This window comes from Pseudomonas sp. R1-15 (assembly GCF_051132085.1).
GTDB lineage: Bacteria > Pseudomonadota > Gammaproteobacteria > Pseudomonadales > Pseudomonadaceae > Aquipseudomonas.
The window spans coordinates 5,217,509-5,232,218 of the sequence record NZ_CP071660.1 but is presented as its reverse complement, the minus strand read 5'-3'; the positions used below and the strand labels follow the sequence as shown (position 1 = coordinate 5,232,218).

Here is a 14,710-nt window from a genome sequence, read left to right as displayed (position 1 = left end):
TTCAAGCTTTGTGAATTTACTAGGGACTAACATCAAACACCTCGCAATTCTGCACAAAGAAAGACGTCAAAATTCTTGAAGAGTCGATTGACTTGCCTGTCCTGGTGCTAATCCATTGAGCGATGTATTGGAACACGACGTCTTTGTTTTCTGGGTTTTGCCTATGCATTTCCCAAAAATATGTATTGACCTGATTTTGTAGCATTTTCACAGACGCTTGGTCGCGTTGTTCTAAAAGACGCATCTCTTCTCTTATGGATACAAAGTAGTCAACAACATCGTTGCGAATATTTCGCTTAAGGAAGTTGCTTGCTCCTGTTCTTAACTTGTCATTAAGGGTCTTCGCATCAAGTTCAAGGTCAAATGCTTGCGCCCCATCAGTTTTCATGCTGGTGATGAGTTCAAGTATTTCCTTAACCTCTTCCCTGAGGGTATGCTCCGAGATTGCCTTGCGCGCATTTGCGTCCCTGATGTAACCATCCTTGATGGCACGTATCCGAGTGTACTCTTCGATCTTGAAGTCTTTGTCGAACCTTCTATGGCAAGTAGGGCAAAGGCATATAACGTTGTCTAGTCCATTGATGTTTGCGGGAATTATATATCCAGTTAAAGCCAGCGCTTGAGGCGCGGTAGGGTTTAAAGGATAAATATGGGCGACTTCATATCCTTTAGATGGATTCTTTGAACCTGCTTTTCTGAAAATAATTGGTTGAGTACAAAGAGGACACGCTCCTCCTGTCTCTCCGTACAGCATACTATGCTCTTCGGGGTGAAACTTTACCCGTGCATTCGCCATATTCAACCTTTCAAACTTAAATTATCTGCGTGCCACTCATTGCCATGTAGAATTCTACTTGGCTCATATCTGAGCGTTTGGAGTGAGGGCGTGCGTGCCGCGTATGGTGGTGAGGAGGCCTGGCCTTTAGATGAGCAGCTATGCAATGAGATGCCTTTGAGTGGCGATCTGCCTGCGTCTGATGACAACGATTGGCTGTGTGCGCAACCTACCTGTTTTAGATCTTTCCACATTCCGTGTGCCTAATTTCTGCTTATGGAGGTGAACATACCACTTCGCCACCATGCTCGGTATAGCCAAATGGGAGCCATTGGAATAGTGACCTCAATGGGCCTGACAGATTAGTCGTCTTCATTCAATGGTGTCGTATGATCGTAGGATCTGTGTCCAATGCCTCAAGGTAGGAGAATGTCATTGAAGTTGCTCACAAGGCTTTGGAGTGTTATCAGCCCCGACCGCAGCCCCGAGCAAGAGAAAACTCGAGAACGTGAGTTCATCCTGGCAGCGAACAGCCTGAAGACCCTTTCGGTCACCGACCGGGGTGGCATGTCTATAGACCCCGAAGAGCTCCGCGACCAGATAGTCGCCTCGCGTGAGCAGTTGAAGCATCTCGTCCACAGGCCAGAGGCGCCTAGCCGATCATTCAGAGCATCGGAAGATGCCCAGGTGGAACCGTTAGTGAGTCCCACCGTAGAGGCTCCGGTGAGCGCCATGGACTGTATCGAGGTAGTGGCTTGGCGTCGGTTGCCCAGTGGCGCTGCCGTGCGCTACGTATGCCTCCAGTCTACGAGTACCGGTGGGTATTCTGTCGCGGCAGCCAATTTTTTCCCAGGAGCCTTAGAGAGTCTCCCGACCTGGGTCGACGGCAATACCAGCAGGCAAATTGCGAATGCCCTACAGCTTGGTGAGCTCCAGTGGTACTCGACTCTGAGCGAGGCTATGGATGCATGGGATGCAGAGCTCTGATGGCCGTAAGGGTAGCCTTCCCTGAGTCTGACAAAACCAATGTCTCAATTCCCTCTTGGCGGGGGATAATGACCGTGTGCCGTTAGCCACTGGTTGACTGCACATGCACTAGGGCAGAGCCCTTCAATGACAAAAGGAGATTCCATTGATCAAGCAATATGTAGCAGGAATGGTCGCGATGGTGATGTGTGGTGCAGTGTGGGCAGCGAGCAATGCGGATGAGGCGGCTGCACTGTCAAACCTGAACGAGGTGCAGAAGCTGTACGAGAATCGTCCTCAAGGTACGCCCAATCAGGCGGGCACGCGGACTCTCTCGAAGAGGGATATCAATGATTGCGTGACTCAGATGACCGAAGCGAAAAACAAGCTCGATATCGTGAAGAAGCAGTACGGCTCGACCAAAGCCTACCAGTCTATGCAGACACGTATGCTTACAGGGCAGGTACGAGGTCGACTGGGCACCTGCAAGCAGACCAAGGACACATTGGGATACTGACGGCAAACCTCCTTCTGGAGCGCTGCCATGAGTTGCTGTGGCCTAATCTACGGCTTTTCGTGATAAAGGTTATGGTTATATCCCGGAAGAGGGCATGAATCTCTACAATATCTCTGGACTGATTTATGCTATCCGCCACCAAACACTTCACAAGTGCGGCATATAGCGTAAAGCTGTAGATGTTGGCGTATTATAGGAATGGCTCTTGAAGCGGCAGAAAGTCAAGGAAGGGATGGAAGCCTAATTGCATCAAAACGATCAGACGGCATTGCGCGCATTAGAACAGAACGTCGTCTTACGTTTCTCGGCAGCGCTACGTCAGCGATTTTCAAACACCGCGCCGGACAAAAGCTCAGCGGGTTATGCTGACACAACTCTGGGATCACAGGATAAGATATTTGCCGATTACTTGATCGCGGCCAATGCACGGTTTGCGCTGGTGGAGTTCAAAGCATCATTTTTGGATATACGCTCAGAGGCAAAGAAACCCTTGCGGCGCTCCCTGTTTGATCACCTAGCTGTGCGGGATGACCTGCTAAGGCGCTGCTTGGACTTTCACTACATTTGCTGGGGGGCAACTAGCTACCTTCCAACCTCAGGTAGCCAAGAGGGGTTTATTGAAGAGTACGAGTTCTTGAATCATTACGCGCTGCAGGTCGCCCCGTTCATGGTCACAAAACCTCGTCTTAAAAAAGTCGCTGACTTTTCAACGACCTCTTTTCTGGATGATTTCCTAGGCGCTCGCTTAGTTGGCGGCACTGTCCATCGATTCAAAACCTATGTGAACGAGCTCGCTGCGATTGCAGGAGGTACTCAAGGCGACGCTTCAACCCTCGAGGGTATGGTGTTTGCTTTCGTACCAGGTGATGAAAACAGGCCGGGACGGTATGCACATGGAAGGTTTCGGGGACTTGATCATCTTGCCTTGCTGCTAGCGGCTAAGCCCGACGAACTGGAATATGACCGACGTCCAGGATACGAGCCCAAATCAGCGCCGGAGCATGACCATCTTCAGAGATCGAGTCGAGGCATGCAGATGTAGCATGTGGTACTACCTAGTGATCGCATTTGGCTGGCGCTGGATAATTTCGACGATCTTTTTTCTCTCGTCAGCCTTAGCATTACCCCATAGCAAATCGAAACGCGCTGCACTGAGTCTCACCTCTGCTTCGAGACCAGAATCCCCTCTATTGCCGGCATACAAGGCTGCGGACACACCTAGAGCGGCTATAACGAGAAAAGCTGCTGATAGGTAGTAGATCGAACCCCTTGCTTGGCGTGCGGACTGTTCCACTTGCTCGGCAGCATTTTCATTCTGTTGAGCTGAGCGACCTACAGCGGCGACGACGGATTTGATCGAGTCCTCAACACCCTTGAAGGCTGCGGCATGTGCTTGTCTCGCTGCGTGGACGGCGACTTCATCTGCTTTTGACCAAGCCATTTCGGCGTTCTTTATTTGCTGCGCGATCTGCCTACCGACAGCTTCAACGTGCTCCGTGTACCTAGCTGAACTTTCGAGCACTGCCGTTGCTGCACGGGTTTGGCTCGTCAGCCGATCCACTTCATCAGTCAGTCTTTCTGTGCAACCTTGAAAATCCTTGTACGTGACCGTCCACGGGTCTGTCTGGCTCATGTGTCGTCCTTAAATGTCAACTATTGAGGGGGGCTTAGAAGTCATGCACTGAGCCATCCAGGCACACCTACATGGGGTCTCATGCCATCAGGTGCACTCAGTACCCCGATAGCCAGTCTCTCAAAGGGACAGCGGTGTTTGCCTTGGTGTCTAGCACCATCCAAAGCTCTTGTGCGTGTCCGTTCAATAACCCCCAAACGACTCTTTGGTACAGCCCTAGGTACTCCCAGCTGACCCAGCTATCATCATAAGCGGTGTCCGAGGCTGGGAATATGGCGATCTTTGAAAGCCCTTTCGCTCCATCAGCAATGCCTAGTTCCCAAGGCACCCAGCGGCTCTCTTTGCTGTTTTTGGTAGTAAGGAGCACGAACCTTTTTGTTTGGGCTATACGTTGTTTGAGTAGAGCTGCGGTCTCCTCGGACGTGTAGGGTGGCATTTCGGCATCAATTTCGTCGATGTACACAGAGGCGCCATGATTCTGAAGCACCTGTATCGCGCCAGGAAGGACTTCCTTGTCTTTGCTTGAGTGCGATAGAAACGTACTCATAGAAGGCGTAGCGGCCAAAGATTTGAATATGTGATCGCGGGTAGCTTGAGAGCTGTTTGCAGTGAAGTTTCTCAGCTCTGCTGTGGTGACATTACGAGCCATACTTCCTTCCTAGAATGATGATGTCAGCCAACACGGGCAACCCTGTCAATGATTTGAAATACCAAACTTACCAGAGCTGCTCGGCCTTCAGCAGTAGCTAGAGCTGCCGGGTCTGCTAGAGCTTTTAGTTCCTTGTCGGTGGGTCGCATCGGAGAGCTGCCCTTCGAGGGAAGCTCTGAACCTTGAAGCTGGTTGGATATCTGTTCTGCAGTCCCGCCGGTTGCACCGATAGGTAGGACAAAAACACCAGCGGCTTTTGCAAATTGGAATTCTCGCTCGACTCCATCCGCAGGTACGGGAAGACCATTACTTAGCTTCGCCCCACCAATGAAGATCGCTATCCCGGCTTGGCGAGCTAACTCCTGACGAAGAGCAGCCCATTCCTTATCCTTGGGAGCTCCTGCCTGTAATGGCTGAGGGAACGGTCTGGCGATCAGTCGGCGATCCAAATCCCAGCCCCCTCCATTGCGGAGGGCCGCGAGGAAACCAGAAAGAGATGCAGAACCGACCAACAAACCAGCACCTGTGACCAGGTATCTATCGGTCTCTCCTATCCTGCGGCCTACTTCCTCAGCTATGGCGTAGATATTCGCTGGTTTAGCACCTCCATGTTCAAGTGGCCAGCTACCGCTCACCCAAACTCTCCGCGCAGCCACTCGTCTTTCGATCTGACGAAGAAGAGCAGGCACCTCGTCATAGTCATCAATCTCCACGGCAAGCAGACCGTAGCGCTTCAGGTCTTTTGTCCAAAGATTATGTTGAGCAAGCCTGGCTGAGAACTCGTCCTTAGTTTTGAAATCGGATCTTTTCGGTGCCCTGACAATGGCAAAGTGTTCTGGAGGGGAGTCAGTGAAGCTTTCTCTTATCAGCGAAAGCACATGTCTAACATTCGGGTCGGTGAAACTGATGCCGATGAATAGCATCGACATGCTGGTCAGATGCGCTTGAAAGAGGGGGAGGTATTGGCCGCGCCGGGATCGGAAAAGCTCGTAGTCATCTGTGGATATCACAATATCGTCGAGACGATCCACCGATCCGTGCATTTTGTAGAGTATAGCTGCGCCAGGAGTGGTTTTGAGCGCAAGATCTTTTGGTGCGGAGATGGGATTAAGTGGACGGCTAATAGCTGCGAACGCGCGCTCTACTAACCGATCATAGTTAGTCGTCCAAATATGCCTTACAGGCAGTCGTGCAAGGATATCCAGAGTTTCGGGAATTGGTTTGTCTGGGCCGATCTCTTTCCTAATAACATTTCGGACACGGGTGGCACCACCGCTCTCTTGGATGCTCCACTGAGCAAGAGCCGCCAGGTCGTGTACATTTCTAGAGTTGATTTCCAGTTCATCCGCAATGTCGCTTAGCAAGCCCGACCACGAAGGGTAGCCTGCGGCCATGGATACACCCGCGCCAATAAATACCGCTCCGAGGCCGTCGTTGAGCGCGTCAGGGTATTCAGTGAGAAAACGATTCATGGCCACTTTGGTCATATCGAGCCCTTGGATGCGAGATCAGCAGACTAACCCGCACCTTTAGAATGATGAGGTTTTTAAGGTTTGTAATTTTTTCGGATAGTAATGGCGTCCTCTATCCAGCTTTCGATATTGGCCTGAATCGAGGCATAAACCTCTTTGCTGTCGTTCCCGGCTGGAGTCATCAGCTTCGCATAGCTGGATAGGCTCACTGTGCCATTTTTAAGCGTGACTGCATCGAAGGGGTTAGAGCCAGCGGCGGAGGTTTTCTGGTGGTTGTCTAGAAGACGGTTGATCCGAATAGCGACAACGCCTTTTCCTGCGTTCCATCCCTTTACAATCTCCTCCAACACCCAGGGCCGAGAAGCGGTTTCTGAGCCCACCAAGGCAACGACACATGATTTTCCGACCAGGCTGTCGTCGATCCATTTCCTGATCGCAGCTTCCCCCTTTTTCTTGACCTCTTCCCATTCATTGGCGGTATAGAGCTTTTGCCCTTCCAAAGCGCCAATATTTCGCACCTGCTGAGTGCGCCAGAAGTCGTTAGCGAAGTGGAAACTGAAGAACACATTTCGAGCCATGGATAATTCCTTCTAGGATAAGGGAAAAGGTCAGGCGCTTTCTTCCTCGGCTTGGAAAGCCTCAATCAGCTTCTGGTTGTAATCATCCAGATAACTCTGAAGCCCATCCCGGTCGATCAACCGCACACCCGCCGTGCTGGCCAATTCGTTGGCGGATTTCGTGTAGTAGGAGTTTGTAATCACCATGGCCTCGTCGCATCCGTAGAAGGCTTTAGCGGAAATGGCTTGCTGCACCGCTGCATTACCTACGGAACCAGAGTAGTTCTTGGCCTGGATTACCATGTTCTTACCGAACCGGGTGACGAAAAGGTCGGCACCCTGATCAGCCGTCTTCTTGGTCTCTTTCACGTCGTAGCCGATGGTTCGGAAGATCTCGACTAGGAAGGCTTCAAACTGAAACCCGTCCATGGCATCCACTAGGTACATGGTGATGAACTGATTCGGATTGAAATGCTCGAGCTGAGACCCCAGCCGCTCGACGAGAATGTCAAAATAAATTTCCTCACATAAGCTCAAGCCATTCCGGAAAGCCTGCAGCGGCAGGAGTGGTACTCCGGATGTGGTGGCTGCCTGGGGATTAAATTGGACATTGGGAAAAAGAACATCATGTTCCCAAAGGTAGTAGTAGAACAGGGCCAGGTCAGACCTGAAGGTCGTTCCGGCCTCTTCAATCCAAGCGTAAGGTGTCCGCAAGATCGGTTCGGATGTGGCGTGTGAGCTCTCTGGAGAAGCCAAGGTAGGCAGAGTTAAACGCAGTCGTCTGAAGCAGTTTGTCCAATAAAGATGGAAGCCCTTCAAGCTCGTCAAAGCCTTTCCGAATCAAGACCTCCCTAAACAGCTCCCTCTCGCTGTACACACCGTCCAAGCGGGGGCCAGGAACGCCCGCGTCATCGCTGCTACCGGCTCTTTCACGAGTCGTGTGAATGAAGTTCGTGAAATATGGCTGCTTCAGCTCCGCGTATTTTCTCAACACGTTGTTTAGAAGGTCGTTGAGCTGGGCTTGCTCCTTCTTCTTACCGAGAAAATCCTTGATCAAGCCCTTGGATCTGTACTGGAAATCTGGGTAGAACGAGGGATCCAGCGAGGTTAGGTGCCGCAGAGTGAGTTCTGAGGACGGCGAAACCTGGGAGCCCATGCACCATGGGCATGCTGTCTCGAAAGTAGTCCTGTTGCATCCATTGCACTGGTAAATCATCGCGCGAATCCCGTCCCTGAATCATTGCGCGGCCTCGCGCATGCTTATGCGTGCGAACATAGCTCAATGCTATCAGCGCGTCCATTGGGACGATCCCGAACTAGCGGACGACTCCTATGAGACATCTCAAAAAGCTTTTCACATAGGCTAATAGCGTGCCCCTGTCGGGGACGGCTGTCGTAGACCTAGCCTTCGCTGTTCCCGCTCTGTCTCGGCCCTGCCGGGCGTCCATCCTCCCGCCTTCGGCCTACACTGCGCACTCCGTATGCATTGAGCATTAACACCGATATCGACCCCTAGATGATCCCATCCGCTAGGTGATGAGTGCCGCCTAGGCGGAAGGGCCGCCGTGAATCGAGCCACGGCAAGCCGTGTCTCGCCAATGCGGGCTGACATCTCGCACGCCTGCGCGCTCCGCTTGTCTAAGGCTCCGGCGCATTATTCGGTCGCAGCGCACGAAGAGGGTGAATGCGTTGGGAGGCCAAGCGGTACAAAAAATCATGCGACTTAGCCATGCTCCACGGAGAGCCGTCCTTATTATCTCGCATCCATTTTTCTCAGGATGGTGTTAGGCGCGTTTTTAATTCCATAGCTCCTTTTTTACCCGAGCCAGTCAGATACCATCTTTTCTGTTTTCTGGCATTTACGCCACGTCTTACAAAATTCATTTCCTGGAGGGCAATCAAAGCTTCGTTGACAAGTTCAACGTTCAATTCAAGCTCTTGAGCTAGACCTGTAGCCGACCTCATTGTGTAAGGGCCATCAAGGAGGTGGCTCAGAACTAGCTTGGTTGTATCGTCTAATCCGGCGAAAACCTCTTGTTCTTGTGAACTCAGTGGCCCAGCCTCCGGCTCCATGGAACTCTCCGTCGCTTCTAATGCGGACTCCGCCTTGGTCTCTGCGGCTTCAACTTTCTCCTTCACCTCCCTAAGCTCTTTTATAATATTAGCACTCATTAAACGAATGAATTTTTGGGCGGATATCGATGCTATTAGGCAGAACCCAATGAGGATGAGATATTTAGTAGAGTCAAGCTCGCTATTGCTCAGAATCTCTTGAAGCAAAGTGCTGGATATAGTGTTGAAAAACAGAGGAACCATAAGCGCAGCGCAGATGCCCAGCAAAACGTTTTTCCCAACGTTCCATCCCCAGCTTCCACCGTAAAGCAGATGGCCAGCGAAACCTCCAACCGCACCAGTGCCAACGAGCGTCCATAAAACTAATGCGAGCATTTTGCCCTCCTTGCGAATTTTTCGTTTTGTAGTGGCTTATTGGCATAGTGCTTGAAGCGCTGATCTTGATACAACCCGTCGAGTGGATGGAGTGATGGAATCAGTCAAGGAAAATGGGCGGTTATGGCGAGTCGACTGCCGCGAAGGGGCCGTGAACTGGGGCACGGAGTCGAACTCAGCCCTCCGGGCGCTCATCCCGCTCGCCTGCGCGCTCCGCTTGCCATGCTTATCCAGCCGTGTGATCACCTGCCTTCGGTGCGAGCGGTCGCACACGCTGTGCTACATCCATACTTCAATGGACTCATCGCTTTCGCATAGCTGAGGGTATGTATCCACCCCTCTGGTAGTTCAAGCTTCGAAAAAAGCACGGCAGGCTTCCATCAAAGCAGTCGCATCATGGAAAGCTCGGTGGTGCCTAGTTGTTGGCAGTCGCCGGTAGATGTCACTGGCAGCCTCCCTTCCCACAAAAACCTCCAAAGGCTTCAACTCGAAGGTAGGTATCAGATCTGCTGCCTCGTAGAGCACATCGAGCCAAAAACCGTCCTGAGGTGAATCACTGCAAAGCACCTGCCCGGAAAACAGCTGATTCATATTTCTCGCGACGGCGGCTGGGGTATCACCTTCCTGATGTAACTGATCTTGTGTGAGACCGTGCATGTCTTGCGCGTCAAACGACCAGTGCGTCCAGTACCGGACGGGCTTGATAAGCGAGCTGAAAGTGGTATCAATCGACACGACGGCAACTTCAATCGGATAGCTGTCAGGAGCTATTCCAGAAGCTTCAAAATCAATAAAAAAAGAAGGCTGTTCCACCTTGCTGCTCCTGTTTGAGGCTGCGCTTTTCAGCGGCTACACCGACTGCTTATGTGTTTGCGCCGCCATTGCTAGAACCAGCAGTTCTAGCTGTTAGCAGCCTGTGCAAGTCGATGGGTTTGCAGATGCTGCATCTCACGCTCCCATTCAACCAGAAATTTATCCCAATCCGAGGCGTATGGCCCATTAAGCAACCTGGTCGAGCCGATACTTGCCTGGTTGAAACGCTCCCTCCAGGGTTGCGGAATAGTCTGCTCCAGGATGATGTCGATTCCGGAGTAGTGATGCTGCACCGTGACACAATCCCGAGGCTGGTTGAACTCAAGTGCCTTGCCAGCATTGGGGGAGTATTTTCCTTCTAGACGGTCAAGGTCATCAAGGATGGATAAGGCATCGAACGCCTTCAAATCGCCTGGAGATATGTTCGCAAGCATCCACAAAGCCTTTCGTCTCTTGGCCTCCAGTTCGCGGAGTTCATCGTCGGGCATTTGAGTTACCTCTTGTTGGCGTTGATGGCGTGCCGCCTGCGGCATCGCTATTCGAAGCGTTCTGTTATCGTTCTAAAAGTAATTTAGTCGCTCTTAGTCATCAGCCTTCTGGGGAGCCGGGAATGGACACAACTCGACGTGTACCAGGCAGAGCCTACCAAAAGGTTCGCGATCCCGAGCGCCTACTCATTGAAGAACGCGCCGAAGCTCTATCCGCTGCCGGCTACCCGCTGCCAGCTGATGACCCGGCTATGTACGCTGAGCAAAGGCTGAAAGAGGCCAGAGCGGCAGCGCGTTCATCCCAGGTAGGTAGTGTTAGCGAAAACACTGCGGCTGAGCTCTCCGCAAGAGAGGTATCCCACGTACTTAGGGAGGTGATCTTGGGTCGAACCGTCATGAGTAAGGTAGGTCATGAATCGTGGGACGAAATTTATGCCGGCCACTTCCAGATCAATGTAGATGGTTGGGAGATATCGATTTACAACGACTGCGATCAACTCGACTACTGCGAAAAATGCATCAGCCCGGATGGGCGACACTGGTCGTTTGACTCCGGAGATCGCTTTGGCACAGACCCCATTGCACTGCTATCTGTATGGGAGCATGAGATGCTTGAGAAACTGCTGAAGGCTCTCTAGCGGTCGACTTTTAGTCGGCAACGACGACTGCCGCAGCCGCGCACCTTCTAACACCTACGTCAGCGTACATAGCCTCTAGTAATCATCCCAGTCGTCGTAATGCTCGTCGGACTCTGGCTGACCATCATCGCGCTGCAGGTCTTCAGTTATGAATTTGACACGACAAACCTTATGCCTTACTAGCGTGTCAGGCACGTACTCAATCGCAGGCGTCTGCGATGAGGGGCTGCTAAGCAAATCATCTAGGTTCGTGAAAGCAGTTCTAGGCTCGAGTGAAGCCACCACGGCATGATTAAAAAGGGTCAGGTTTGTACCTTTCCGCACTTGAGCTGATTCGAACAGCACTCCGTCGAGCGGCGGGTCGAATTGTGTAGCTAGGTACTCCGCCATGACTTGTGTAGCTAGGTATTCGTGTTCCTGGTTCGGAAGCACCGGAACGGTAATTTTTGCGTGGAGTGTTTTCAAGAAGATGCGCCTACCCATTTGCTCTTCGTAGCTGGCTTCAAACGCACTCAACGGCCTCGCTTCGTAGGCTTCATCCAATGCGATGAAATCCAGGACGCGAACGGGTCTTGTGAGTTTAAATTCTCCGCTTACGACTCGTCCTCCTACTGGCGGGCGAAGCTCGGCAACACAGGTCTTTCGGTCAAAAGCGCCATAAAAAGCGGCCAGCCCTTTAGGGTTCATTCGGCCAGCACCTGCGGCCTCCTTGGGTGGAGGGCCGAGTTCTGCAGCAGGCTTGCTAATGATCGAGTCGTATTCTGAAGCGGAATCACAGCGCCTAGCACGAAAGATCTGATCGTCGACAAGCTCTCTGACAACGGACATCAAGCCATTAGGGCTTTTGAAGGATGAGAGCCCTCGAAACAGCCAGTCCAGAAAATCCTTGGCATGCTGACTAAAAAATCGATTTCCATGCTTCATTTCGTTCTGAAAATTCAGCCATCGAGCTTCTGCTTCCCTTGGTCGAATCACTCTCCACTCATAGTTTTCATCATCGCTGTACCTCGCGTCACCTCCTTGCATGATGTCGTAATGGGAGCTTTCGTTGAGGTCGCAGAGAACACGCTCGGCAACCGGGTCGTCCTCATCCAAACCAAGCAATTCTGCGACATGGAAGATAAGGGGATCGCCAGTCTGCTCTGTTTCAGAGCGTTTTCCGTTGTCATCGTACTGATCGTATATCGCTCCAGGATGGCAATACTTCTGGAGGACATCGTCGACCATGCTGATCAGGTCTTCTAATGGGATACCCTTACGCCTTTTTAGGCAGAACGAGCACTCCGCAGTCACGCCTGTTCGCCTGATCAACCTAATGAGATAGGCTTCGTTCAAGCATTGGTGGCAGATCAGGTCTTTGTCCATGGGGCTGTGCCTAGCAAAGTTCAGATGGCGGTGATTCTAAGTCACCTTAGACGCTGAGCCCGATGGAAACTTGCTGCGTCTTAGTCTTCCGTCTTCAGGGCGTGTCCTGGCAATCAGATAACGCAACTGCACAGAGGCATGTCACATGAAGCAACCGCTCCTCGATTTCGATCTCAAACGCGTTTCTCGCCAGCACTACATAACTGGCAAGGCCGCAATCAATTTCCCTCACCCAGGGTGTATCACCGGTGGGTGGCACTTCCTGTCGTACTTTGACCGAGAGGCAGGGGTCGCCAAAGTATCGCTTGCAGGGATTCACTACCCAGATACCGACGCCTTTTTTGGTGACACGGGCATCACTGATGTTACCGAGCAGCTCAGGGAGCGTGGCTGGGCCGTAGAGGGCAGAGGGCTCTTCATGGCTGATCACTACAGAGCTGCAACTGACATGATCGTTAAATGGGCGTTGAGCGATTCAACATATTGCAATGTAGAAGTCGCGGAATGGTTTCCTTCCCCTGAGGCAAGGAGTCGGTTGCTTAAGGTGCTGGATCTTGGCAAGCCCCGGCTTTCTGAACTGCACAGGCTGCAAAAAGTGGAAGCTTGGCTAAGCTCGCAATAGGTGATGACGTCAGGTTGGTCAGGAAGACAGCCGTTGTAATACATGCTGAATGAGAGCAATGGATATGCGCAAGAAGTCTCCCTCATGGTTTGTCCCGCTCCTGATTCTTTTTGCCGTCCTGTGGGCAATGGGGAAGAAAGACACGCCTCCAGCCCCGGTACAGCCACACGCTCTTAGCTCGCCGAATACGCAAGCGTCGATTTCCCCGGCCTCACCGCCAACCCCAGCTCCTGTTTCCGCAACTGAGCACTTTGTGAGTGCTGATAATCTCAATGTCAGGGATCAACCAGGTGGAAAGGTCATCTCAAAATTGAAGCGCGGGGAGAAGGTTCAAGTTTTTGAGACCCGAAAGGATTGGGCGCGGATCAGCATTGATGGTCAACCTTCAAAGTGGCTTTCGTCCAAAAGCCTGTGCAGCGGCTCAGACTGCTACGTCGTCTTAAGGCCAAGGCCAGCGATTCAGCCGAAACAGCCTGCTCGCCAACAGACCCCAGCTTACGGTTCATCCTGCCCCTGTTCCTCTGGGAACGTTTGTATCGGGCCTCGCGGTGGTCGATATTGCATTACCTCTGGCGGTAACAAACGATACGGTGTCTGATCTGCTGTTCACCATTGAGACAATCTGCAACGATCACACCTAGTTACAGTCCAAAAGGACACATATGCCAGCGTTCAGAGGATGCACTGATGAAGGTGTTCATAAGCTCCGTAGTAAGAGGTTTCGAGCAGTTCAGAGCCGCCGCCAAAGACGCGGTGGAGACACTGGACATGAAGCCGGTCATGAGCGAGCACTTCGGAGCGCGAACCTATTCCTCGGAGCACGCCTGCCTGACAGAGGTCGATCAGTGCGACGTTTATATCCTGATTCTTGGCGCTAACTACGGCTATGAACCTCAGCCAGGTCTCTCGGTTACGCAGCAAGAATTCCACCAGGCAGTGAGCAAGCGTAAACCGATTCTGGTCTTCATCCAGCAGACTGACTTTGACGCGAAGCAGGCCGTGTTCGTCAACGAGGTGTCTGACTACAAACAAGGTTTTTTCAGAGCCTCATTCTCAGACCCCCAAGAGCTGTTGAAAGCTATTGTCCAGGGCCTGAGTAGAATGGAGAAATCCAAAAGCGCAATTTCTGAGAAAGCTTTTCACGAGCGCATTACAGAGGCATCAAGCTCTCGCTCCCACGGCGGTCACTCCTATGCGCCACAGCTTGAGTTCGCGTTTCTGCCACAGCCCGTTGAGCAGCACGCTGTTCACGGCGCGGCCCGACGCCGTGATGAGATTTTCCAAAGCTTCCATAACCTGGGCCTGGCGAAGTTCAAGCAAGGTTACGAAGACTGGGATGACAAGTTGTTCACAGGACTGAAGTCCGGAGACACGTCTTGGCGCGTTTTTGACGACGGGCTCGTCCTTTTGGAAACTGACGCAAGTGTGCCAGTCGAGGGGCGTACGGCTGGTCTCTATTTCGTGTCTCCGACCAACCTATCAAAGCTAATTATGTCCTGCTTCGAGGTGGCCGGATTCAACAGCGGTTGGTATCGCATTACCTTGAAGAATTTAGACATGGCGAAGATAGAGGAGCCGCCAGCGACTGCCCCCAGCAGCTATTCGATGCCTATGCGCCGTGAAAAGCTCGTTAGTGAGTCACGACTTTTCATCCCTGCCACACGGCCCATCGTGGAGCAATGGATACAGGAAAGCATCGTAAGAATGGCAAGAAGTTTGGCTTACTGATCAGTGACGTGCCTCTGTTGCTTTGAGCTGAGGTGGGAC

General features: G+C 52.0%; 16 protein-coding genes and 1 pseudogene. 7 read left to right on the top strand and 10 right to left on the bottom strand.

Going from position 1 to position 14,710, the window contains the following annotated elements; translation table 11 throughout:
• Nucleotides 1–19: 19 nt before the first annotated feature.
• Nucleotides 20–754: an ABC-three component system protein gene (locus J3P97_RS23610; protein ID WP_244654024.1), complete on the bottom strand. Its 735-nt coding sequence runs from the start codon at nucleotides 752–754 to the stop codon at nucleotides 20–22.
• A 450-nt stretch (nucleotides 755–1,204) separates the two neighbouring features.
• On the opposite strand from J3P97_RS23610, the gene J3P97_RS23605 reads away from it, so the two are divergent.
• From J3P97_RS23605 to J3P97_RS23595, 3 genes are all read left to right on the top strand, one after another.
• On the top strand, nucleotides 1,205–1,762 hold the full coding sequence (locus J3P97_RS23605) for a hypothetical protein (RefSeq protein WP_423246501.1): 558 nt from the start codon (nucleotides 1,205–1,207) through the stop codon (nucleotides 1,760–1,762).
• Nucleotides 1,763–1,907: 145 nt separating this feature from the next.
• Nucleotides 1,908–2,258, top strand: a complete 351-nt coding sequence (locus J3P97_RS23600) for a hypothetical protein (protein WP_192020419.1) — start codon at nucleotides 1,908–1,910, stop codon at nucleotides 2,256–2,258.
• Nucleotides 2,259–2,502: 244 nt separating this feature from the next.
• Nucleotides 2,503–3,300: a hypothetical protein gene (locus J3P97_RS23595; RefSeq protein ID WP_192020418.1), complete on the top strand. Its 798-nt coding sequence runs from the start codon at nucleotides 2,503–2,505 to the stop codon at nucleotides 3,298–3,300.
• A 9-nt stretch (nucleotides 3,301–3,309) separates the two neighbouring features.
• Here J3P97_RS23595 and J3P97_RS23590 read toward each other — a convergent pair whose 3' ends face one another.
• From J3P97_RS23590 to J3P97_RS23555, 8 genes and pseudogenes are all read right to left on the bottom strand, one after another.
• Nucleotides 3,310–3,891, bottom strand: a complete 582-nt coding sequence (locus tag J3P97_RS23590) for a hypothetical protein (protein ID WP_192020417.1) — start codon at nucleotides 3,889–3,891, stop codon at nucleotides 3,310–3,312.
• Nucleotides 3,892–3,988: 97 nt separating this feature from the next.
• Nucleotides 3,989–4,540 (bottom strand): toll/interleukin-1 receptor domain-containing protein, encoded by a 552-nt coding sequence (locus tag J3P97_RS23585; protein WP_434672873.1) that lies wholly within the window; start codon nucleotides 4,538–4,540, stop codon nucleotides 3,989–3,991.
• Between the two features lie 23 nt (nucleotides 4,541–4,563).
• The gene (locus J3P97_RS23580) at nucleotides 4,564–6,027 is read right to left on the bottom strand and encodes an SIR2 family protein (protein WP_192020415.1); all 1,464 of its coding nucleotides are present in this window, start codon (nucleotides 6,025–6,027) and stop codon (nucleotides 4,564–4,566) included.
• A gap of 59 nt (nucleotides 6,028–6,086) precedes the next feature.
• Nucleotides 6,087–6,590 (bottom strand): TIR domain-containing protein, encoded by a 504-nt coding sequence (locus J3P97_RS23575; protein WP_434672872.1) that lies wholly within the window; start codon nucleotides 6,588–6,590, stop codon nucleotides 6,087–6,089.
• A gap of 30 nt (nucleotides 6,591–6,620) precedes the next feature.
• Nucleotides 6,621–7,785, bottom strand: a pseudogene (locus tag J3P97_RS23570) (restriction endonuclease).
• A gap of 557 nt (nucleotides 7,786–8,342) precedes the next feature.
• Nucleotides 8,343–9,017 carry a YEATS-associated helix-containing protein gene (locus tag J3P97_RS23565; protein ID WP_192020412.1) on the bottom strand — a complete coding sequence of 225 codons (675 nt, stop codon included), beginning with the start codon at nucleotides 9,015–9,017 and terminating at the stop codon, nucleotides 8,343–8,345.
• Nucleotides 9,018–9,365: 348 nt separating this feature from the next.
• Nucleotides 9,366–9,830 (bottom strand): exonuclease domain-containing protein, encoded by a 465-nt coding sequence (locus J3P97_RS23560; protein WP_192020411.1) that lies wholly within the window; start codon nucleotides 9,828–9,830, stop codon nucleotides 9,366–9,368.
• An 86-nt stretch (nucleotides 9,831–9,916) separates the two neighbouring features.
• Complete coding sequence (locus J3P97_RS23555; protein WP_434672871.1) at nucleotides 9,917–10,318, bottom strand: hypothetical protein; 402 nt, start codon at nucleotides 10,316–10,318, stop codon at nucleotides 9,917–9,919.
• Nucleotides 10,319–10,440: 122 nt separating this feature from the next.
• On the opposite strand from J3P97_RS23555, the gene J3P97_RS23550 reads away from it, so the two are divergent.
• Nucleotides 10,441–10,956 carry a DUF7693 family protein gene (locus J3P97_RS23550; protein WP_339327642.1) on the top strand — a complete coding sequence of 172 codons (516 nt, stop codon included), beginning with the start codon at nucleotides 10,441–10,443 and terminating at the stop codon, nucleotides 10,954–10,956.
• Between the two features lie 75 nt (nucleotides 10,957–11,031).
• Here the strand turns inward: J3P97_RS23550 and J3P97_RS23545 are convergent, their stop codons facing one another.
• A complete protein-coding gene (locus tag J3P97_RS23545; protein WP_192020409.1) occupies nucleotides 11,032–12,321 on the bottom strand; it encodes an RES family NAD+ phosphorylase in 1,290 nt (429 codons plus the stop codon).
• A 145-nt stretch (nucleotides 12,322–12,466) separates the two neighbouring features.
• Here J3P97_RS23545 and J3P97_RS23540 point away from each other — a divergent pair, with 145 nt between their 5' ends.
• The 3 genes from J3P97_RS23540 (at nucleotide 12,467) to J3P97_RS23530 (ending at nucleotide 14,671) form a co-directional block, all read left to right on the top strand.
• Complete coding sequence (locus tag J3P97_RS23540; protein WP_192020408.1) at nucleotides 12,467–12,943, top strand: hypothetical protein; 477 nt, start codon at nucleotides 12,467–12,469, stop codon at nucleotides 12,941–12,943.
• A gap of 49 nt (nucleotides 12,944–12,992) precedes the next feature.
• Nucleotides 12,993–13,541 carry an SH3 domain-containing protein gene (locus J3P97_RS23535; RefSeq protein WP_339327641.1) on the top strand — a complete coding sequence of 183 codons (549 nt, stop codon included), beginning with the start codon at nucleotides 12,993–12,995 and terminating at the stop codon, nucleotides 13,539–13,541.
• Between the two features lie 89 nt (nucleotides 13,542–13,630).
• On the top strand, nucleotides 13,631–14,671 hold the full coding sequence (locus tag J3P97_RS23530) for a DUF4062 domain-containing protein (protein WP_434672870.1): 1,041 nt from the start codon (nucleotides 13,631–13,633) through the stop codon (nucleotides 14,669–14,671).
• The last annotated feature ends 39 nt before the right edge of the window (nucleotides 14,672–14,710 follow it).

Coding starts and splice junctions, on each gene's coding strand:
- J3P97_RS23610 (WP_244654024.1), bottom strand. CDS start 754: ATGCTGTACGGAGAGACAGGAGGAGCGTGTCCTCTTTGTACTCAACCA.
- J3P97_RS23605 (WP_423246501.1), top strand. CDS start 1,205: ATGTCATTGAAGTTGCTCACAAGGCTTTGGAGTGTTATCAGCCCCGAC.
- J3P97_RS23590 (WP_192020417.1), bottom strand. CDS start 3,891: ATGAGCCAGACAGACCCGTGGACGGTCACGTACAAGGATTTTCAAGGT.
- J3P97_RS23585 (WP_434672873.1), bottom strand. CDS start 4,540: ATGGCTCGTAATGTCACCACAGCAGAGCTGAGAAACTTCACTGCAAAC.
- J3P97_RS23580 (WP_192020415.1), bottom strand. CDS start 6,027: ATGACCAAAGTGGCCATGAATCGTTTTCTCACTGAATACCCTGACGCG.
- J3P97_RS23575 (WP_434672872.1), bottom strand. CDS start 6,590: ATGGCTCGAAATGTGTTCTTCAGTTTCCACTTCGCTAACGACTTCTGG.
- J3P97_RS23565 (WP_192020412.1), bottom strand. CDS start 9,017: ATGCTCGCATTAGTTTTATGGACGCTCGTTGGCACTGGTGCGGTTGGA.
- J3P97_RS23555 (WP_434672871.1), bottom strand. CDS start 10,318: ATGCCCGACGATGAACTCCGCGAACTGGAGGCCAAGAGACGAAAGGCT.
- J3P97_RS23550 (WP_339327642.1), top strand. CDS start 10,441: ATGGACACAACTCGACGTGTACCAGGCAGAGCCTACCAAAAGGTTCGC.
- J3P97_RS23545 (WP_192020409.1), bottom strand. CDS start 12,321: ATGGACAAAGACCTGATCTGCCACCAATGCTTGAACGAAGCCTATCTC.
- J3P97_RS23540 (WP_192020408.1), top strand. CDS start 12,467: ATGAAGCAACCGCTCCTCGATTTCGATCTCAAACGCGTTTCTCGCCAG.
- J3P97_RS23535 (WP_339327641.1), top strand. CDS start 12,993: ATGAGAGCAATGGATATGCGCAAGAAGTCTCCCTCATGGTTTGTCCCG.
- J3P97_RS23530 (WP_434672870.1), top strand. CDS start 13,631: ATGAAGGTGTTCATAAGCTCCGTAGTAAGAGGTTTCGAGCAGTTCAGA.